Origin of the sequence: Thalassotalea sediminis, assembly GCF_030295915.1 — a bacterium.
In the GTDB taxonomy this organism is placed as follows: Bacteria; Pseudomonadota; Gammaproteobacteria; order Enterobacterales; family Alteromonadaceae; genus Thalassotalea_C; species Thalassotalea_C sediminis.
On sequence record NZ_AP027361.1, the window covers coordinates 656373 to 676137 of the forward strand.

At 39.3% G+C, this 19765-nt stretch carries 20 protein-coding genes; 13 read left to right on the forward strand and 7 right to left on the reverse strand.

Going from position 1 to position 19765, the window contains the following annotated elements; genetic code table 11:
* Positions 1-2 precede the first annotated feature (2 nt).
* The 9 genes from QUE09_RS02975 to ribBA all read left to right on the forward strand — a co-directional run bounded on the left by QUE09_RS02975 (position 3) and on the right by ribBA (position 8302).
* Entirely contained in the window at positions 3-749 is a 747-nt protein-coding gene (locus QUE09_RS02975; RefSeq protein ID WP_286234720.1) for an ABC transporter ATP-binding protein, read from the forward strand.
* Complete coding sequence (locus QUE09_RS02980; RefSeq protein WP_286234721.1) at positions 746-1909, forward strand: ABC transporter permease; 1164 nt, start codon at positions 746-748, stop codon at positions 1907-1909. Before QUE09_RS02975 ends, QUE09_RS02980 begins: the two co-directional genes overlap by 4 nt.
* A gap of 17 nt (positions 1910-1926) precedes the next feature.
* The gene (locus QUE09_RS02985) at positions 1927-2517 is read left to right on the forward strand and encodes an RNA polymerase sigma factor (RefSeq protein WP_286234722.1); all 591 of its coding nucleotides are present in this window, start codon (positions 1927-1929) and stop codon (positions 2515-2517) included.
* Positions 2517-3149 (forward strand): hypothetical protein, encoded by a 633-nt coding sequence (locus QUE09_RS02990; protein WP_286234723.1) that lies wholly within the window; start codon positions 2517-2519, stop codon positions 3147-3149. Before QUE09_RS02985 ends, QUE09_RS02990 begins: the two co-directional genes overlap by 1 nt.
* A 318-nt stretch (positions 3150-3467) precedes the next feature.
* The gene (glyA, locus tag QUE09_RS02995) at positions 3468-4724 is read left to right on the forward strand and encodes a serine hydroxymethyltransferase (protein WP_286234724.1); all 1257 of its coding nucleotides are present in this window, start codon (positions 3468-3470) and stop codon (positions 4722-4724) included.
* 187 nt (positions 4725-4911) lie between these two features.
* Positions 4912-5367 (forward strand): transcriptional regulator NrdR, encoded by a 456-nt coding sequence (gene nrdR, locus QUE09_RS03000; RefSeq protein WP_074500347.1) that lies wholly within the window; start codon positions 4912-4914, stop codon positions 5365-5367.
* Position 5368: 1 nt separating this feature from the next.
* The gene (gene ribD / locus QUE09_RS03005; RefSeq protein ID WP_286234725.1) at positions 5369-6505 is read left to right on the forward strand and encodes a bifunctional diaminohydroxyphosphoribosylaminopyrimidine deaminase/5-amino-6-(5-phosphoribosylamino)uracil reductase RibD; all 1137 of its coding nucleotides are present in this window, start codon (positions 5369-5371) and stop codon (positions 6503-6505) included.
* 15 nt (positions 6506-6520) lie between these two features.
* Positions 6521-7183, forward strand: a complete 663-nt coding sequence (locus QUE09_RS03010; RefSeq protein WP_286234726.1) for a riboflavin synthase — start codon at positions 6521-6523, stop codon at positions 7181-7183.
* A gap of 9 nt (positions 7184-7192) precedes the next feature.
* The gene (ribBA, locus tag QUE09_RS03015) at positions 7193-8302 is read left to right on the forward strand and encodes a bifunctional 3,4-dihydroxy-2-butanone-4-phosphate synthase/GTP cyclohydrolase II (protein ID WP_286234727.1); all 1110 of its coding nucleotides are present in this window, start codon (positions 7193-7195) and stop codon (positions 8300-8302) included.
* 14 nt (positions 8303-8316) lie between these two features.
* On the opposite strand, the gene QUE09_RS03020 is transcribed toward ribBA, so the two are convergent.
* The 5 genes from QUE09_RS03020 to QUE09_RS03040 all read right to left on the reverse strand — a co-directional run bounded on the left by QUE09_RS03020 (position 8317) and on the right by QUE09_RS03040 (position 14153).
* Entirely contained in the window at positions 8317-9204 is an 888-nt protein-coding gene (locus QUE09_RS03020) for a TIGR02285 family protein (RefSeq protein ID WP_286234728.1), read from the reverse strand.
* A 90-nt stretch (positions 9205-9294) separates the two neighbouring features.
* Positions 9295-10833, reverse strand: coding sequence for an amidase (locus tag QUE09_RS03025; RefSeq protein ID WP_286234729.1), 1539 nt, complete (start codon positions 10831-10833; stop codon positions 9295-9297).
* 298 nt (positions 10834-11131) lie between these two features.
* Complete coding sequence (gene dxs, locus QUE09_RS03030) at positions 11132-12994, reverse strand: 1-deoxy-D-xylulose-5-phosphate synthase (RefSeq protein ID WP_286234730.1); 1863 nt, start codon at positions 12992-12994, stop codon at positions 11132-11134.
* Between the two features lie 21 nt (positions 12995-13015).
* On the reverse strand, positions 13016-13906 hold the full coding sequence (ispA, locus tag QUE09_RS03035) for a (2E,6E)-farnesyl diphosphate synthase (protein WP_286234731.1): 891 nt from the start codon (positions 13904-13906) through the stop codon (positions 13016-13018).
* Between the two features lie 7 nt (positions 13907-13913).
* Entirely contained in the window at positions 13914-14153 is a 240-nt protein-coding gene (locus tag QUE09_RS03040) for an exodeoxyribonuclease VII small subunit (protein WP_286234732.1), read from the reverse strand.
* 244 nt (positions 14154-14397) lie between these two features.
* Between QUE09_RS03040 and pomA the strand changes: the two genes are divergently transcribed.
* From pomA to thiI, 3 genes are all read left to right on the forward strand, one after another.
* A complete protein-coding gene (gene pomA, locus QUE09_RS03045) occupies positions 14398-15162 on the forward strand; it encodes a flagellar motor protein PomA (RefSeq protein WP_286234733.1) in 765 nt (254 codons plus the stop codon).
* A gap of 11 nt (positions 15163-15173) precedes the next feature.
* Complete coding sequence (locus tag QUE09_RS03050; RefSeq protein WP_286234734.1) at positions 15174-16127, forward strand: flagellar motor protein MotB; 954 nt, start codon at positions 15174-15176, stop codon at positions 16125-16127.
* 116 nt (positions 16128-16243) lie between these two features.
* Positions 16244-17698: a tRNA uracil 4-sulfurtransferase ThiI gene (gene thiI / locus QUE09_RS03055; RefSeq protein WP_286234735.1), complete on the forward strand. Its 1455-nt coding sequence runs from the start codon at positions 16244-16246 to the stop codon at positions 17696-17698.
* Between the two features lie 7 nt (positions 17699-17705).
* Here the strand turns inward: thiI and QUE09_RS03060 are convergent, their stop codons facing one another.
* Complete coding sequence (locus QUE09_RS03060; protein WP_286234736.1) at positions 17706-18617, reverse strand: ketopantoate reductase family protein; 912 nt, start codon at positions 18615-18617, stop codon at positions 17706-17708.
* Positions 18614-18970, reverse strand: a complete 357-nt coding sequence (locus QUE09_RS03065) for a VanZ family protein (RefSeq protein ID WP_286234737.1) — start codon at positions 18968-18970, stop codon at positions 18614-18616. The genes QUE09_RS03060 and QUE09_RS03065 overlap by 4 nt, the downstream gene beginning before the upstream one ends.
* Positions 18971-19104: 134 nt before the next feature.
* Here QUE09_RS03065 and QUE09_RS03070 point away from each other — a divergent pair, with 134 nt between their 5' ends.
* A complete protein-coding gene (locus tag QUE09_RS03070) occupies positions 19105-19587 on the forward strand; it encodes a YajQ family cyclic di-GMP-binding protein (RefSeq protein WP_286235872.1) in 483 nt (160 codons plus the stop codon).
* The last annotated feature ends 178 nt before the right edge of the window (positions 19588-19765 follow it).

Below are 19765 nucleotides of genomic sequence, written 5' to 3' on the forward strand. Positions count from 1 at the left end.
TTATGATTGAAGTACATGATTTACATAAAGCTTTTAAAACGAAAAAGCAGGTTGTTACTGCTTTAGATGGGCTATCTTTTCAAGCAAAAGATGGTGAAATCACTGGGATTTTAGGTCCAAATGGTGCAGGAAAAACAACGTGCTTACGAACACTCTATGGGTTACTTGCTGCTGATCAAGGATATGCAAAAATAGATGGTATAGCCGTAACTGAAAACCCTCTGGCTGCCCGCGCAAATTTAGGGATATTTCCAGATAAATTCGGTTTATATGAACGGTTAACTGCGTATGAACAAATTGACTATTTCGCTAGCTTACATGGTCTACATGGAGATAAGAAAAAACAAGCAATTGAGACCATACTGACAGACTTAGATATGCAAGATCTAGCGCATCGTAAATCAGCGGGTTTTTCGCAAGGGCAAAGAATGAAGGTCACATTAGCTCAAGCGTTAGTACATCAACCGCAAAACTTTGTATTGGATGAGCCAACACGAGGTTTAGATGTCATGAGTACCCGCGTGTTAAGAACTTACTTAAACAAATTTAAGGAAAAGGGCCATTGTATTTTGTTTTCTTCACATGTGATGCAAGAAGTTGCGGCACTTTGTGACCGTGTAGTTATCGTGGCGAATGGTAAATTAGCTGCACAGGGTACACCACAAGAATTGTGTGATTTAGCCGGTGAAACTCAATTAGAAGAAGCTTTTGTGAAACTTATTGGTTCAGACGAAGGAGTAGCGGCATGATCCAGTTTAAAGCATTACTTATTAAAGAGCTAAAAGAAGCGTTTCGTGATAAACGTGCCCTTATGGTTGCACTCAGCATGGGTTTATTAATGCCTGTTTTTATTATGGTCTTTTCAAAGTTCGCAATTAATGAAGCGGTAGATAACCCACCAATTTACGTAAAAGTTACTGGGGCTGAACATGCACCCAAGTTAATGAAGTCTTTACGCGATAGCAATATTCTGCCTTTCAGCGAAGTCCCAGAAGATAAGAAACGTCAATGGGACGAATATAATGTTGAGTTGATCATTCCTGCGAGCTTTGCTGAAGATCTTCTTGAAGGAAACCCTATCGATTTGACACTACGTGCTGACTATAGTGAAAAGTCATTGAATGCGCCTATCCGTCGGATTAAAGATGAAGTACGCGCACACTCGCTTAATATTGGTTATAAGCGATTATTAGTACGAGGTATCGATGTAAAACTATTACGTCCAATTAATTTACAGGAGCAAGATACGTCAGCGCCAACAAGTAATGCTGTTATTATTACGTTAATGCTTGGTTTATATTTGATGATGGGGGCTTTCGTTTCAGGTCAATCAATATCTGTCGACTCTAGCGCCGGTGAGCGCGAACGAAATGTATTAGAGTTGTTGCTTTGTCAACCTGTTGAAACCTATAAAATTGTATTAGCTAAGTTAATTTGTTCTAGTTTAATTGCAACAATTTCAGTAACGCTTATGTTGAGTTTAACAACCGTATCGGTGAGTTTTGTTGATTTAACGAAAATCGGAGCGACCTTTAGTTTAGACTTTACGACCTTTATCGCATTATTGATGTTATTGATACCACTTTGCTTTTTAGCATCATCATTACAACTATTTTTTGCCTTTCAAGCTAAATCTTTTAAAGAGGCACAATCTACAGTAGCAATGCTAATCATGGTGCCAGCGATGGTACCACTAGCCATGATGATGATGGATAGCAAACCAGCTTGGGTTGAATGGACACCCATATCAGCACAATCAATTTTAATGGAAGATTTGTTTAAAGGATTACCTGTTGATTGGAGTGCGTTGATTGTAAGTACGGCTGCTACAGTAGCGTTAACTGCTGCACTTGTTGTTGGCATGTCAAAGCGCTTGAAGTCAGAGAAAGTTATTATGTCTTTAAGTTAATTGAAGGTTGGTGATTTGTGAATAAATCGTTAGAATTACCGTCATTACAACGAGATCACCGTATAACGGTGACGACTGGGAAAACTAACGATTTGGATCTTCAAAAAATATTCACTGAATGGATGACGGAGCACGAAAAGCTGCTTCGTCATATTATTACCGGTTTTGAAGCAAAACCTGCTTTACAAGATGAGCTTTTTCAAGAGATTGCTCTGAATATTTGGCGAGCATTACCTAAATTTCGCCATGATTCAGCCGTGAAAACATTTGTTGCGCGTATCGCACATAATGTTTTGGCAACACATGTCGCCAAAGCTGTGCGTACTGTGAAAGCAGATCACGATCTTAGTGACATGCCACAAGATGTTGAACAAGATCATCAACAACCAACACCATACCAATCTCTGGATCAACAGCAACGACAACGCAAACTAGCGCAGGCTATTCGTCAGTTAAAATTAGAACAACAGCAAGTGATAACGTTGGCATTGGAAGGTATGAGTTATCAAGAAGTTGCCGATGTACTGTCTATTACCACAAATTTAGTAGGTGTACGGTTGCAACGCGCGAAAGCAGCACTTAGTGAGTTGCTAGGGGCAGAAAAATAATGACTGCAAATAATTCAGAACCTCATAAAGATAAAGACATGAATAAAGATACGAGTCTTGATACATCGCTAATTGATGAACAATGGCAAGCGTTAACTCAAGATTGGCAACAGCAGCCCACAGTAAAAACGGATATTCAAAAGCTATTAAAAAAAACTAAACGTAGAACGAGAGAAGCCAAATATATATTTGTAGCGAATGTTGTTGCAACGGTAGGACTCATAATAAGTGCACTATACGGCACATTTGTTGAAGATTCTTGGGAAAGACCTTTACTGGGTTATTTATGGGGAAGTGCAGTACTATCGATTATTTTTTGTTATTACGAATTGAAAATTCGATTAACAACATGGAAGCAAATTAATGATAGCCCTGAACAGGCGATTCAAAATGCCATTAAGGGGCATCAGTCATCACTTAGCTATATTCGGTTAACTAAGTGGTCGTGTTTACCTTTTGGTATATTAGCGAACTTCTTTGTGTATGAATCTGCGATAAATGCTGAAAAATCGCCACTAACAGGTTTAATGTTAATCAACGTTTTTATATTTATAATGTGGGGGATCACTCATTGGTTTGGTGTAAAACGTAAAAAAGAATTAAAAACACTACTTGCAAGAAATCAAAATTAATAACTATTATTACGCTATAAATTCATATTAAATTCGGATTGTCACTTAAATTTCTGAATTTAATGTGTTGTTCTTTGTTTTTTTATTCGATATATTACCTCGAAAGCGGGTTTGATCTCGCATCCGAAAACTTTTACCGCATATTGCACTTTGGGCAATCGATATATTTCATTAAAAAATGAAATAACTGCATGAGGTTTTTGCGTATACATTAGCGCATGATTCAGGCAAAATATGCGGCAATTAAACTTAGACAAACCGTCCAGCTAATGTCTCGTATTGTACAGGGCAATAAAGCTGAGAACTTGAGGTATAAACATGCTTACTCGTGATATGAATATTGCCGATTTTGACGCTGAATTATGGCAGTCAATGACTGACGAAACCATTCGTCAAGAAGAGCACATCGAACTCATTGCTTCTGAAAACTACTGTAGTCCTCGTGTGCTAGAAGCCCAAGGTTCGCAGTTGACAAACAAATATGCTGAAGGTTATCCCGGTAAGCGTTACTACGGTGGTTGTGAATTTGTTGATAAAGCCGAAGCGTTAGCTATTGAAAGAGCCAAAGAATTATTTGGTGCTGACTATGCAAACGTGCAACCACATGCAGGCTCACAAGCTAATGCGGCAGTTTTTCAAGCGTTAGTTTCACCAGGCGGAAAAGTATTAGGTATGAGCCTTGCTCATGGTGGTCACTTAACTCATGGTTCGCATGTAAACTTCTCTGGTAAATCGTACGAAGCATTTCAATATGGTTTAGATCCTGAAACCGGTGATATTGATTACGTAGAAATGGAACGTTTAGCACAAGAGCATAAGCCAGAAATGATCATTGGTGGTTTTTCTGCATTCTCTGGCGTTGTTGATTGGGCGCGTATGCGTAAAATTGCCGATAGCGTTGGCGCTTATTTTATGGTTGATATGGCGCACGTCGCTGGTTTAATTGCGGCAGGGCTATACCCTAACCCAGTACCCCATGCACATGTAGTGACAACAACAACGCATAAAACATTAGCTGGTCCTCGTGGCGGCCTTATTGTTTCTGGTTGTGGCGATGAAGACGTTTATAAAAAGTTAAACTCTGCTGTTTTTCCTGGTGGTCAAGGTGGTCCATTGATGCATGTTATCGCTGCAAAAGCGGTTGCATTTAAAGAAGCATTACAGCCAGAGTTTAAAGTATATCAGCAACAAGTGCTTGATAATGCAAAAGCAATGGTTGAGGTATTACAAGAACGCGGTTATAAAGTTGTATCAAATGGCACAGAAAACCATTTGTTATTACTTGATTTGATCGACAAAGATATCACGGGTAAAGATGCTGACGCTGCGCTTGGTCGTGCACATATTACAGTCAATAAAAACTCTGTACCTAACGATCCACGTTCACCTTTTGTTACATCAGGATTGCGTTTAGGTACACCTGCGATAACGCGTCGTGGATTCGGTATCGAAGAAACGAAAGCATTAACTGGTTGGATATGTGATATCCTTGACGATATCAACAATGAAGCAACCATTGCTGCCGTTCAGGAAAAAGTAAAAGAAGTTTGTGCTCGGTTACCGGTTTACGCATAACTTGTTAGCAGGTGACATTTATAGTGGTTTTCGCTTCGGTAGTTAAATGAAGTTAACCACTATCTTTCTGAATGTTATTGTTTACAAAAGCCCAAAGGAAACTTTGGGCTTTTTTATTATTTGTCAGTTACTTCATTCTTAAATTCCTTTAAAATAACCTACTATTAAACTCTCATTGGGAACAACCATGTATTGTCCATTTTGCACGGCGACTGAAACAAAGGTGATCGATTCACGCCTTGTCGCTGACGGACATCAAATTAGGCGTCGCCGTGAATGTATTGCGTGTTTAGAGCGCTTTACTACTTTTGAAATGGCAGAGCTTGTTATGCCGCGTATTATTAAACGTGACGGTTCGAGAGAGCCTTATCATGAAGAAAAGCTTCGTTCTGGTTTAATGCGCGCTTTGGAAAAGCGCCCGGTAAGCGTAGAGCAAACAGAAAAAGCCATTAATCGATTAAAATCCAAATTACGTGCAACAGGCGAACGAGAAGTATCGAGTGAAATGTTAGGTAATTTAATTATGGAACAACTTAAAAAACTCGATAAAGTTGCTTATGTACGCTTTGCCTCGGTATATCGTTCTTTTGAAGACATTCGGGAGTTTGGCGAAGAAATCGCTCGACTAGGTGATGACAATTAATATGACTAAGACCTTTTCGCAAGCAGACTATCGCTATATGACGAGAGCAATCGTGCTCGCTAAAAAGGGGGTATACACAACGTCACCTAATCCCCGTGTTGGTTGTGTAATCGTTAAGGATGATGAAGTTGTTGGTGAAGGTTGGCATCAACAAGCAGGCCATGCGCATGCTGAGGTAAATGCGTTGGCACAAGCAGGAGAAATGGCAAAAGGCGCTACCGCGTATGTAACACTAGAGCCGTGTTCTCATTTCGGCAGAACACCACCTTGCGCGCAAGGTTTAATTAAGGCAGGTGTGACGAAAGTGATTGCAGCGATGGTCGATCCAAACCCGCAAGTGTCAGGTAATGGCCTTGCTATGCTGGCGCAAGCGGGGATAGAAACCTTACAAGGTTTACTGGAGACTGATGCCAAGGCACTCAACGTAGGTTTTATTTCTTTAATGACAAAAGGGCGACCCTATGTGCGTTGTAAGTTAGCAGCAAGTCTTGATGGAAAAACCGCTATGGCTTCAGGTGAGAGTCAATGGATAACCTCACAAGCTGCGCGTAGCGATGTTCAGAGACTTAGAGCTCAAAGTTGTGCTGTTGTCAGTGGTGCTGACTCTATTTTACATGATAATGCTCGTATGACGGTAAGATGGGCAGAATTAGGCAGTTTGAAACATCAATACCAAGAGAAAGATGTGCGACAACCGGTACGCGTGATCATTGACTCAAAAAACCGTTTATCGCCAGCGTTGGCAATTTTTAGTATCGAAGCACCAATTGTCATTTTAACGACTCAACTTGAAAACAGCCACCAATGGCCTCATTTTGTTGAACATATTATCTTGCCGAAATCACAATGTGGTCAATATGTTGATCTTGATGCAGCATTAAAAGCCCTTGCTGAAAAAGGGCTGAATGACATACTCGTTGAATCAGGTATGCAACTCGCTGGGGCGTTTATTGAGCAAGGTCTTGTTGATGAACTGGTACTATATCAAGCACCTAAGTTGCTTGGTCATGCAGGTAAAGGACTCGTTAATTTTCCTCATGTCGACACGTTAAAACAAGCAAAATCGTTAGTTATTAAAGACGTTGCCATGGTGGGGCACGATATTAAAATCGTGGCGAATTTTAACCGTGAAACCTAGAATTAGAGAAATAAAATGTTTACTGGAATTATTGAAGCGATAGGCACGATTAAGCAATTACAGGTGAGTGCACAAGGCGCTCGTATTGTAATAGATACTGGTGCATTAGACATGGCTGATGTAAAGCTCGGAGATTCTATTGCCACCAACGGCATTTGCTTAACAGTAATTGCTTTTGACGCGAAAAGCTTTAGCGCTGACGTATCGACTGAAACATTATCACGAACTGGGTTTGCACACTATCAAGTTAATCAACGTGTTAATTTAGAAAAAGCGATGTTACCAACGACACGGTTTGGTGGACACATTGTTTCTGGACATGTTGATGCCGTAGCAAAGATTGAAAGTATCAATGACACTGGTAATAGCACAGATTATTGGCTAGAAATGTCGGAAGAAATTGCCCCCTATATTGCTGAAAAAGGGTCTATTACGATTGATGGTGTAAGTTTAACCGTAAACGCGCTTGAAGCGAACAAATTTAGGTTAACAATTGTTCCTCATACAGCGGAGCAAACTATTATGCCAAACTACCGCCAGGGAAGTTATGTCAATGTTGAAGTTGATGTAATGGCACGTTATATCGAACGCTTGTTGTTAAAACAAAACAGCAATCAAACAAATGCATCTGGCGTGACTGAATCTCTATTGCGTCAAAGTGGTTTTATTAAAAATTAAGAGGCTGTCATGAACTTAAATACTCCTCAGGAGCTAATTGACGATATTAAACAGGGTAAAATGGTTATCCTTATGGATGATGAAGATCGCGAGAATGAAGGCGATTTCATCATGGCAGCGGAGCTTGTCACACCTGAAGCGATTAATTTTATGGCAACACATGGCCGTGGATTAATTTGCATGCCGATGACAATTGAACGTTGTAAAAAATTAAACCTGCCATTAATGGTTAGTAAAAATGACGCACAATTCTCAACCAATTTTACTGTTTCAATTGAAGCGGCCGAAGGTGTTACGACCGGTATCTCAGCTGCAGATCGTGCAAAAACAGTTTTAGCCGCAGTTTCCAAGGATGCTAATCAACATTCAATTGTTCAACCAGGTCATATCTTTCCATTAATGGCAAAAGATGGTGGTGTGCTTAATAGAGCCGGCCATACCGAAGCTGGCGTAGACCTTGCTCGGTTGGCTGGATTAGAGCCCGCATCTGTGATTGTTGAGATATTAAATGAAGACGGCACCATGGCGCGCCGTCCAGATTTAGAAATTATTGCTGAACGTCATGGTATTAAAATGGGCACAATTGCAGATCTTATTGAATATCGCAATGCTAACGAAACAACAATCGAGCGTGTTTCCCAGTGCAAGTTACCAACAGCGTTCGGTGAATTTGATTTGACAGTGTTTAAAGACACGATAGATGGACAAGCTCATTTCGCTTTAACAAAGGGAGAAATAGAGCATGATAAACCAACGTTAGTGCGAGTTCATTTGGAAAATACCTTTAGAGATTTGTTGTTTAGTCAACGAGAAAGTGTTGCAAAATGGCCAATTGGCGATGCCCTTAAACGTATTGGCAGTGAAGGTGGTGTTTTAGTGTTGCTCGGTAAGCATGAATCGCCGGATGAACTTATTGCCCAAGTACAAAAGTATGCCAAACTTGATGCAGGAGAAGAGGTAAAAGAAGTTCAGCGTCATATCGGTTCGAGAAATGTTGGTGTAGGTTCACAAATTTTAGCTAATTTGGGCGTGGGTAAAATGCGCTTATTGAGCTCGCAAGTTAAGTATCACTCATTGTCGGGTTTTGGCTTAGAGGTTGTTGAATATATTAATGAGTAACGCAACCTAACACGTTATTTATCGAATTCGCCTTCAGTTGTTTTAGTGACGAGTGAAGGCGTTTTTTTATCGTTAAGATAATGGTCTAAATAATAGGTTTTCAATGCGTCTTTATCATTCCGTTCATACCAACGCAATCGTGACGGCAAATAGTTTTCAGAAGTTGCTTCTTGTACTAATAACCGATCAATGGCATTGATAACGTCTTTCCCCCATGGACTGTCTGAACATGCAAAATGAACCGATAAATACTTAAGCGATGATATTTCTTTTATCGCGATGCTTTGGCTATTAAGTGACAAACCTAGTTGATGTTTTGAATAATTGATCACAGGTGGATATTCGATTAACGCATCAAAACGACGACGAAAAAACATGCGGACTAAACTATTGTAATTGTTTTGTCGCAATATATTTGTATTCGTTTGATTTTTTTGAATAATATCATTGATTATCTGTGGATACCGTTGCGTTGCAATACCGAGTTTTATTTTCTCATTTTTAAGTAGCCTAGTCAGTGAAATTGACGCTTGCAGAGAAAAACTAGGAAAGTCGTCTTTATGATAAATAAGTTGGTGCGGTAATAAAAAGCTATTTACTTTCGATAATATTGCTGGGGTATTAGCGAGTGCAGACGCTGAACAAACCTTGGTTTTTTTTGCAAATTCCGCCAATAACCGTTGGGTATTCATCACCACTTTTTTATGATGGTAGTGTGGCATTTTCGCGGTGATATTGTTAAGGATTACGTCATAAATCCCTTGTCCTTTATCTGGACCATGCAATATATAAAATGGTGGCCAGTCTAACACTCGCCAAATAATGGTTTCCTTTGCCTCTGAGTTGGCACTTGTGATGAATAGTATTATCCCTAAAATCCAACTTTTTACTATTAAATTCAATGTGCTCTAATCATAACAATTTCGTTAGGGAAGATAACCATAAGCTATCAAAGCTTATGGTTATGTACAATCAATTGTTTTAAATGTATTTTACTTACCTAATTTAGGCGAGCGTCTATGTTGGGTTGCTTGCTCATAGCTATAGGCGGCTTCGATGAGTTTACCTTCTTGAAGAAATCCACCAATAAAAGAGATACCAACAGGTAAATGCTTAACAAACCCCATAGGAACAGTAATATGAGGGTATCCAGCTATTGCCGGAGCACTTGATGCTGCGCCAAGGTAATGATCACCATTTACATGGTCTATTTTCCATGCAGGGCCTGTTGTGGGGGCAATAAGTAAGTCAACTTTATGCTGTGTGAGTAATTTGTCAATGCCGTTTTCTTGTGTCGCTTTTTTTGCTGCTGACAGCGCTGTTAAATAGGCATTTTCAGATAAATTACCTTTTGCTTCGGCCATCTGCATAATTTCCTGCGCAAAGTGAGGCATGACTTTATCCGCGTGTTTTTGATTAAATTCAATAATTGCTTTCAGTGATTTAGGTATGTCATTGGTAGTGTTAGTTAAATACTTATTTAAATCCGCTTTAAACTCATAAAGTAAAATCTCAAACTCATTGCCACCCCAGTCACTCTTGTTGTCAAATGTGAGATCATCAACGATGGTAGCTCCCTGTGCTGCTAAATCCTTTAGCGCTTGTTCAAAGGTTTCGTCTAGCTGCTTATGGTAGCCCATTAGGTTTCTAACTACACCGATACGCTTTCCTGCAAGCCCATCTTTTTTAAGGTGTTTAACATAGTCTATTTTAGACGCAACTGGTTTAGGATCTTGATTATCAACGTCAACCATAACACTAAGCATAATAACGGCATCTGTTACCGTTTGTGCCATAGGGCCTGCAGTATCTTGGCTGTGAGCAATAGGAATGATGCCGCTACGGCTGATCGTACCTAATGTAGGTTTTATACCAACAATACCATTGATTGCAGAAGGGCAGGTAACTGAGCCGTCTGTTTCAGTGCCTACGGCTAAAACAGCAAAGTCAGCGGCAATTGCAACGCCTGAGCCTGAGCTCGAACCGCATGGACTTGCTGTTACGTCATGTGCATTTTTTGTTTGACCATACAGGCTACTCCAACCACTAGATGAAGACGTAGATCGAAAGTTTGCCCATTCACTCAAATTCGTTTTACCGAGAATAATGGCACCTGCCTTTATTAACTGATCGACTAGATGCGCATTGTTTTTAGGAAAATTATTGGCAAGGGCAAGAGAACCCGCGCTATTTGACATGTTATCTGTTGTATCAATATTGTCTTTTAATAAGATAGGAATTCCATGTAGCGGTCCTGTTAAGCCCTGTTTTTCGTAAGCTTTATCTAATGCTTTAGCACGTTCTATTGCGTGTGAATTAATTTGCGAAACTGAGTTTAAATTTACCCCTTGCTGATCGAAGTGTTTAATTCGTTCAAGGTAATTTTTGACCAACTGCTCACTTGATAATGAACCTTGCTCAAATTTCTGATGAATAGTCTCGATTTTTGATTGAACAGGTTGCACTTCTTTTGCCTGTACTGCGAGCAATAAATGACAGGTAAAAAAGACGATAAATATGAATATACGCATTATTTTTCTCTATTGTTTTTGTTTTTTATAACGTGTGTATTAGCGTATTGTCTAGTTATTTACTCAGTTAATACAAAAAACTCTGTAAATGTGGCAATGAGAAGACACATTTCATGCACTGTTGTTAGAAATAGCGTTTAAATATTAAGAGGCAAATGAATATCAAGCTCAATAACGATTATTAATCGTACTGCGCCTTAATATTAAGTATGTGGTAATAGTGATAAGTAGCGAATTTGGGGCTAAAAACTAATGGCTGAACAGCGATGCACAGCCATTATTATGTAATGATTAGCAGTTATTTATTAAACGTTGTTATTTTTTCAATAATACCTGCTGCATCTAATCCGAGTTCTTGATGAATTTCCGCTTGCGTACCGTGTTTAATAAATTGATCAGGTAAACCAATATTTAAAATACTAACGTTTGCTCGTTTACTGAGCAAATATTCATTAATGCCTGAGCCAGCCCCTCCTGAAATAGCGTTATCTTCAACCGTCACGATAATGTCGTGTTGTTGCGCCATATCATCTAACATTTTATTATCAAGGGGCTTTACAAAACGCATATCGACAAGTGTGGCGTTAAAATGTGTAGCTGCTTTTTCTGATTCTACCAACATAGTGCCAAAATTAACTATCGCTATTTTTTCGCCTTGCTTAATGAGCTTTGCTTTACCTATCTCAATAGTTTCTGTTAAATCTGGTAGTTCAACACCGATAGCATTCCCTCTTGGATATCTAACTGCAGTAGGTTGTTGTGCTTTATAGCCGGTTGTAAGCATCAATTGACATTCTCGTTCGTCCGATGGTGCCATGATAACTAAATTTGGAATACAGCGCATAAAGCTAAGATCAAACGCACCTTGGTGTGTTGGCCCATCTGCGCCAACAATGCCAGCTCTATCAATGGCAAAGAGCACAGGTAAATTTTGAATAGCAATATCGTGGATAAGCTGATCGTAGCCACGTTGTAAAAAACTGGAATAAATTGCAACGATGGCATTGTTACCACCAATAGCTAAGCCTGCGGCAAATGTGACAGCATGTTGCTCTGCAATAGCAACATCATAATATTTGTCGGGAAAACGTTGGCTAAACTCAACCATACCAGAGCCTTCTCGCATGGCGGGTGTTATTGCGGCTAGTTTGTCATCCGTTGCTGCCATTTTGCACAGCCAATCACCAAATATTTGTGAATAGGTTGGAAGACTTGGGGCACTCTTTGGTAGACCTGTTTCAGACGGGTTAAACTTTGGAACCGCATGGTACTTAATTGGGTCTTTTTCTGCTGCTTGAAATCCTTTACCTTTTTTTGTGGCAATATGCAGAATTTGCGGGCCTTTTAAACCGCGCATATTATTTATCGTATCGACTAAACCCGTTACATCGTGGCCATCTATTGGACCAATATAATTAAACCCTAACTCTTCAAAAAAGGTACTGGGTACGACCATGCCTTTGAGGTGTTCTTCAGCGCGACTCGCTAGCTCTTTGATAGGAGGAATGTTGTTAAGTAAACGCTTACTACCTTCTCTAAATCCAGTATAAAAGCTTCCCGATAACATTTTGGCTAAATGGTTGTTTAACGCACCAACATTTTCTGAAATTGACATTTCGTTGTCATTTAAAATGACCAACATGTCTTTGTGAATGTCGCCAGCATGGTTTAAGGCTTCAAATGCCATACCCGCTGTCATGGCACCATCACCTATTACTGCAACGACTTTACGATTTTTACCTTCTTTTTCTGCCGCGGCAGCAAGGCCTAATGCAGCAGAAATAGATGTACTGGAATGGCCTACACTTAACACGTCATACTCACTTTCTTCACGCCAAGGAAAAGGGTGTAGACCGTCTTTTTGACGGATGGTATGAAGTTGATCGCGTCTGCCTGTTAATATTTTATGAGGATAGGCTTGGTGACCAACATCCCAAATAAGGTGATCAAAAGGAGTATTGTAAACATAATGCAGCGCAACTGTTAATTCTATTGTGCCAAGTCCTGAAGCAAAATGACCGCTACTTTTACTGACAGAATTCAGCAAATAACGACGCAATTCTTCGCTGGCCTTAGGCAGTTGATCTTGTGATAACTGACGTAAGTCATCAGGCGTGTCAATTTTTGATAATAACGGATAATCGTTTAGGTTCGTCGTCATAGTTGTTCGTTTTAATACAACCTAGCTAGTTCGTTGGATAATAAATGTCGCGAAATCGGACAGATTTTGCGTATTGTAAGGTAATCTGGCCAAAGCTTGAAGTGATTGTTGAAACAAGTCATCAGCTTTTTGTTGCGCGCCTTGTAAACCAAGCAAGGAAGGATAGGTACTTTTATTAGCTGCAAGGTCTGAACCTGCTGGTTTACCAAGCTCTTCATCACTTGATGTGATATCAATAATATCGTCTCGAACTTGATACGCTAAACCTACGTGTTGTGCGTATTCTTTCAATGCCAGTTTATCTTCTGGTTTTACATTTGGTGCACATTCGGCCGCCATTAACACCGAAGCTTGTAATAATGCACCGGTTTTTAAGTGATGCAGATTTTCTAACGCATCGATGGCTACATTTTTATTGGTTGCAGAAAGATCGAGTGCTTGCCCTCCGCACATGCCTTGATAACCTGCTGCATTAATAAGCAATTTTATTAACGTAAGCTGTTTTGTTTTTGCAAATGCCGAAAAAGCATGATTGGCAAGAATATCAAACGCTAACGTTTGCAGACTATCACCCGCTAATATTGCCGTTGCTTCATCAAAGGCTTTATGACAAGTTGGTCGACCACGGCGCAAGTCATCATCATCCATCGCGGGTAAATCATCATGTAATAATGAATATGCATGAATACATTCAATAGCTGCCGCTACGCCATCGATATCCTCAGTTGAGGCACCAAGCGCTTCGCCGGCAATATAAGCTAAGTAAGGTCTCATTCGCTTGCCTCCAATAAGCAAGCCATAGCGCATTGCATCATGCAATTTTTGATCATTTACAATGATGGCATCTAGTGCATTAGTCAGGTATTGATCAACGCGTTCTTGATATTGAGGTAATCCTGAAAGGTCTTTCACGCGCGTGTTACTCTTTTGATTCGAAATTTTCTAATGAAGACTTTTCTTGTCTTTGCATTAAAATTTGCACTTTTTGTTCAGCATCTTTTAGTTTTTTTTGACTCACCTGGCTTAACGATAACCCACGTTCAAATAACGTCATTGAGTCTTCTAAATTCAATTCACCCTTTTCAAGTTGTTCAACGATAATTTCGAGCTCTTTTAAAGCGTCCTCAAAATTTAGATTTTCAATTTTTTTACGTGCCATGACCTTGCTTAAACCGCGCGTTTTAATAAGTAAGGCGCAAGATACCTTAGCTGTAAACTTTGTTCAACTGAGCTTGTAAATTACTTTCAATAAAATAAAGTGAAAATATTTGTTAAGTTATTGACAATATGGGCGATAATATAAGTATTCTCGTGATAGATAATAATGCGTTCGCGAATTGACACGCCTTAGGTTATTATCGTTATTAAGCTAGCAAATAAGCAATATTTTTTCGGAGGCTTGTGTGGATTTAGCTACACTACTAGGAATTTTAGGTGCCATTGGGTTTGTTGTCATGGCAATGGTATTGGGTGGCGATATTAATATGTTTATAGATACCCAATCTATTCTTATCGTATTTTGTGGCTCTACGTTTGTTGTTCTTGCTAACTATAATCTTGGTCAATTCTTTGGCATTGGCAAGATCATGGGCAAGGCCTTCATGTTTAAAATTGAAAAGCCAGAAGAGTTAATTGAAAAATCTGTTGAAATGGCTGATGCCGCTCGTAAAGGTGGTTTTCTTGCATTAGAAGAAGCAGAAATATCCAATGCCTTTATGCAAAAAGGCGTAGATATGCTTGTTGATGGCCATGATGCTGATGTTGTAAGAGGCACTCTGCAAAAAGATATTAATTTAACCACTGAACGCCATGAAACTGGTATTGGCATGCTGTCATCTTTGGCTGAAATTGCACCCGCAATGGGGATGATTGGTACGTTAATCGGTCTAGTTGCCATGTTATCGAATATGGATGATCCTAAAGCCATTGGTCCTGCAATGGCGGTAGCCTTGCTTACTACTTTATATGGTGCTTTCTTAGCAAATGTTATTGCAATTCCAATCGCTAATAAGTTAAAGCTGCGTATGGCTGAAGAAAAGTTAAATCAAGAACTTATTCTTGATGCGGTGTTAGGTATACAAGACGGTCAAAACCCACGCGTAATTGAAGGGCTGTTGAAAAATTATCTTGCAGAAAGTAAACGAACTATTGATACAACGGAAGAGTAGGGAGTCAGCAGATGGCGAATCCTCCTGAGTGTAAATGTCCACCTCCTGGTCTTCCTCCATGGATGGGCACGTTTGCTGATTTAATGTCGTTATTAATGTGTTTTTTTGTTTTACTGTTGTCTTTTTCAGAAATGGATGTTTTGAAATTTAAGCAAATTGCAGGTTCTATGAAATTCGCTTTTGGAGTGCAGAACAAAATTGAAGTTAAAGATATTCCTAAGGGCACGAGCATAATCGCCCAAGAATTTAGACCAGGTAAACCAGAACCAACGCCAATTGAGGTGATTCAACAACAGACCGTTGAAATGACACAACAAATGCTAGAGTTTCAAGCGGGTGATGAAACATCTGCTGGTGGTCGTCAAGAACAACGAGGCACTGAGCGTGGAGGTCAATCACAAAGTACGGCTGATGAAATGTCTGCTCAGGCCAGACAAAAAGCAAGTGATGAGCTAGAGCAAGCTTCTCAAGAGCAAGTGAATGAACTTGTGAAAAAAATAGCTGAGCAGCTTGAACAGCAAATTCAAGATGGTGCGATTGAGCTGGAACAGCTAGGACAGCAGATTATTATTCGTATACGGGAAAATGGTTCATTTCCATCAGGTTCTGCGTTTTTGCAACCTAAATTTCGACCTATTATTCAAGAGGTTGGTGAATTATTAAATACAGTGCCCGGTGAAATAATGGTTTCGGGGCATACTGATAATCGCGGTATTAGCTCAGAGCTGTTTACCTCTAATTGGGACTTATCAAGTAAACGTGCTGTTGCTATAGCACATGAACTGGTCAAGGTTGAAGGCTTTGATCCTTCGCGGATGATAGTTGCAGGTCATGCAGATTCAAAACCATTGGTACCAAATAATAATGCGCTTAATAGACGTCGTAATCGACGTGTTGAAATTTCAATCAATCAAGGTAAAGCAAAAGAAACAGAGCCTGTGTCAATTATATCAAATGACTCATAATGTCAGGTAACAACAAATAAGCGTTAATAGAAAGGATCGCAATGCGATCCTTTTTTTTCGCACATTTAATTTGCATGTTGTATAATCCGCGCCACAAAAATTCTGGGTATGTTGTTATGAGATTTATTATTAAACTTCAGGCTGAAATCGCCATTAAAAGTCGACCGGTACGTAAGCGTTTTACCAAGATTCTTGAATCGAATATTAAAAATGTACTACGTCGTGTCGATGAGCAAGTTACCTCAAAAGTTAATTGGGATAGCATTGAAGTTAATACTAAAAATAACACAGAAGAAAATCGTCAACAGTTAATTGATACGTTGAAGTGTATCCCTGGTGTTGCCATGATAATTGAAGTGCAACAACGAGCGTTTACTGATTTACATGACATTTACGAAAAAACATTAGCTGTTCACGCTAAGCACCTAGAAAATAAAACGTTTTGTGTGCGAGTTAAACGTACAGGTGATCACGACTTTTCCTCACTCCAAGTGGAGCAGTATGTTGGTGGCGGACTGAATCAGGCCGTTGAGTCAGCAAAAGTAAAACTTAAGAAACCTGATGTAACTGTACATTTAGAAATAAAACAAAAAGACTTATTTATCGTAACAGAACGCCATGTTGGTTTAGGTGGCTTTCCCATTGCGACACAAGAAGATGTTTTGTCTTTAATGTCGGGAGGTTTTGATTCCGGTGTTTCAAGTTACCAAATGATCAAAAAAGGCGCGAGAACACATTATTGCTTTTTTAATCTTGGCGGCTCTGCCCATGAAGTTGGCGTAAAAGAAGTGAGCTATTACCTTTGGAACAAGTTTGGCGCATCTCATCGCGTGAAGTTCTTTGCTGTTGACTTTGAACCTGTTGTTGCTGAAATCCTCGAAAAAATTGAAAACGGCCAAATGGGCGTGATTTTAAAACGAATGATGATGCGCGCAGCGGCTAAAATTGCAGAGAAACGTGGCATTCAGGCATTGGTTACTGGTGAGGCATTGGGGCAGGTTTCAAGCCAAACCTTAACCAACTTAAACGTTATTGATCGGGTAACAGAAACGTTAATTTTACGACCATTAGCCGCATATGATAAGCAGGATATTATTGATATTGCTCGCGCTATTGGTACGGAAGATTTCGCTAAAACAATTCCAGAATATTGTGGTGTGATTTCTAAAAAACCGACGGTAAAAGCTGTGCTTGCAAAAATTGAAGCTGAAGAAGAAAAGTTCGATTTTTCGATTTTAGATCAAGTTGTTGAACAAGCGCGTATTTTTGATATTAAAGATATTGGTGAGCAAACCGAGCAAGAAATACATGCGGTTGAGGAAGTTTCTGAACTTGATGAGGCGGCGATAGTACTAGACATTCGTAGTCCTGAAGAAGAAGATGAAAACCCGTTAGACATCGATCATGTTGCTGTACAACACTTACCATTTTTTAAACTCGCCACGCAGTTTGGCGACTTAGACCAATCAAAACAATATTACTTATATTGTGATCAAGGTGTAATGAGTAAGCTACAAGCATTATATTTAATTGATAATGGCTTTAAAAACGTCAAGGTTTATCGTCCCTAATATTACGTTATTTAGCGTTCTTTACTGTCGTTAATCGGTTAACTTGTTGATAAAGTGATAAGTTAGCCGGAACGGTTTGTTTATGTTTGTTTGCTAAATGTACAATATAGCCGTTGATGTGCTCTATTTCAGTTGTGGTTCCGTTGCGGACATCAGCTAACATAGATGAGCAGTTTTCTTCGGTTACTTTCGCTACATGCCGAACATTTTCAATCAGCTGATCGCTATTAAGATCCACATTTTCCTTTGCTGCAATAATAACGAGTTCTTCACAAAGCTTTTTAATCAATGACTGGTACTGCGTCTGTAATAGGCTGCCATTGTTAATATTGTAAATCGCTGTTAACGGGTTAATCACACAGTTTACAGCTAGCTTTAACCATTGTAGATGTTTTATGTCGTCATGCCACGTAACTTGTGGGCAAGCTTTATTTAATATAGCCGTTAACTGTTGGCGGCTATTATGCGAGGTGTGTTGCAGTTCACCAAGTTGACTTTGGCCTTTACCGGTATGTTTTATCGTGAAGCGATCAAGTTTTTTACTGCCATGAGTGGTTAACAGCGTATATATAGTTTGATGAGGAAAGAGCTCTTCAATGGGTTGTGTTGAGATTATACCATTATGGCATAATATGATTTGAGCATTTCTATTTATCTCTTCCCGGTAATCTTTTAACGCTGGCAAAATGTCATAAGCTTTCAAACAAAAGATGATCACATCGGCATCGAACATATTCTCTGGCTTAATTGTGTTTAACGAAAAGATGTGCTGTTGATCTTCATCGTCAATTAAGGTCATATGTTTTATTGTCTCGTCGGCACGAGGCGAACAAAGTAATGCAGGCCAAAGGTTTGCTTTAACAAAGTGAGAATACCAGAGCAGACCGATAGCGCCTTGACCAACAACGACAAATTTCATACGTAACTCTTTTGAAAGTACATTACTTTTATCCACTTTAATGCAACATAGGCTGTTATACCGACAATATCAGCGAAAAAGTCACTAAATTCGGCATTTCTAAATTGTAAGTACCATTGTCCTAACTCTGTCAGAGCTGCGTAACAAAAAAGCGCCGCAACTAAGCGGGTTAAAGGAAGGCGAAAAACGCCATTAAGTATCCACGTTAAAATAAAAAAGCCAATAATGTGGCCAATAGAGTCAATTTTTGTACCCCTTACAATTATTGCGTCTAATTCCGCCGTAAAGAAGCTTGCGCTAATAATAATGAGTAAGAAAATGAGCAAAAAAAGCAGATGTTGTTGGCTCTTCATTTCGCGTCTAAGTAATGTAAAAGCTAAGCTATTATCATATCATGTGTTTACAATAAAAAAATGCATGGATTATGTGTTTTTAGTCATTTTAGTTTTTGCTATGATGCATGAAAATTTTACTGAGTGAGAATATTATGCCGTCAATGGATATTGTGTCTGAAATCAATATTGAGGAAGTACGCAATGCTTCCGAAAATGCTGCGCGAGAATTAAGTACACGTTTTGACTTTAGAGGCGTTGAGGCTAGTTTTGATTGGAAAAGTCCCAATGTTGTTGTGACTGCTGAAGGTGATTTTCAAATCAAGCAATTAGTCGATATGCTTCGTAATCAATTAACAAAACGGAAAGTGGATCCGCAGTCTATGTCTGTTGGAGACCCTGAATTTTCAGGTAAAAAGTGTTCAGCAACGTGCAGTTTTAAAGAAGGTATTGATCAGCCAACGGCAAAAAAAATAGTTAAAGTAATTAAAGATAGCAAACTTAAAGTTCAAGCGGCTATTCAAGGTGAACAAGTGCGTGTTACCGGCAAAAAGCGTGATGACCTTCAAATGGTTATGAAGTTGGTCAGAGAACAAGAACTTGGGCAATCATTTCAATTTACTAATTTTCGCGATTAAGCTCTTCATATGACATTATCACGGCTTACATGCATATGTGCATAAGCCGTTGTGTCTTTATTTGTTTGAAAAGTGAGCAAATTGGTATCGTCTCCTTTACAGCTAATCTATCTTTAATAAAAATATTCGCCGAATTTGTACGCAAAAAGCTGTTTTTATTGATCGAGATTAAGTAAAT